At 70.2% G+C, this 1119-nt stretch carries 1 protein-coding gene; it reads right to left on the minus strand.

Features of this window, described 5'->3' with window-relative positions:
* Positions 1 to 834, minus strand: an 834-nt coding sequence (locus Y704_RS24410; RefSeq protein WP_026549623.1) for a GNAT family N-acetyltransferase, incomplete at its 3' end; no start/stop codon positions are given.
* Between the last annotated feature and the right edge of the window lie 285 nt (positions 835 to 1119).

The following is a 1119-nucleotide window of genomic DNA, read 5'->3' on the forward strand; positions in this document are numbered from 1 at the left end:
CGCCACCTCCAGCACGACGAGCCGTCCCGGGCCTCCCCGGCGCACGCTGTCCGCGGCGACGGCCCGGTAGAAGGCGAAGGTGGCCTCGTCCTGTACGAGGTCCACACCGCGCCGTTCCGCGAAACGAGCCGCCCTGAAGGCACGCATGCGTTGCATCAAGGGCTCCACCTCGGCGAGGGTCGTCACCTCTCGCAGGACCCGCTCCCCCTTGGGACGCAGACGCTTGTACTTTCGGTCGAGGTGGCGCACGAAGGCCGCGTCCAAGGTCTTGCGCCACGCCTCCGGAGTGCCCGCCAGCGTCATCAGGTGGGTGTCGTAGTGGTGGCGGCGTACGCGGGCACCGGCCAGCAGCGCTGCCATAGCATCGGGGGCGCTCGCGACGCGGTCCACCCGGAGCAGGTCGAAGCGCCCGAGGGCGCGACGGATCCCGGCGACGACCTCGGGACGGCGGCCGAGTTCCTCCAGCACCGGTCGTGAGGCGACGGCGGCGTTGTAGTCCGCCACGCCGAGGTCGGCGAAGGTCAGCGTCCGGACGACCCTTCCCGTGCGGACCAGCGGCAGCACCAGCACCAGCTCCCGGTCGGTTTCCCGGCGCACCGTCACCACGACCGGTAGGGCGCTTCGAGTCGGGGCCAGCGTCGCGTAGAGGCGGTGCAGCCAGACGCCGTGCTGGAACGCCGTCGACGCTGCGGCAGCGTGCAGGGCGGCGTACTCGGCGGACAGGAAATCGAAGCCGTCCTCACGCTCGACCCTGTAACTCATCGCGATCCTGCCCTTGTCGATCGGCTCGTTCTGCGTCGGGGTCAGGTTCTGCGGGTCGATGTGCGGTGTCACTGCGCTCCTTGATCGGGTGGCGACAGCGTACCAGCCACATCTGCCTTATGCGCCAGTTCATCCGGGGGTCACCTCGCGCTGGTACCTTCGGCCGATGGACACCTTCTGGCCAGCCCCTGATCTGCCGAGGGGACGCCGTGCCAGCAATGCCGGCAGCTGACTACGAGCTGACCCCCGGTCTGGTGCGCCGGCTGCTCGAGGAGCAGCACCCCGACCTTGCCCACCTGAAGCTTCGCTTCGCGGGCCACGGCTGGGACAACGCGCTGTTCCGGCTCGGGGACGGGC

This window comes from Arthrobacter sp. Br18, from assembly GCF_000520555.1.
Lineage (GTDB): Bacteria > Actinomycetota > Actinomycetes > Actinomycetales > Micrococcaceae > Arthrobacter_D.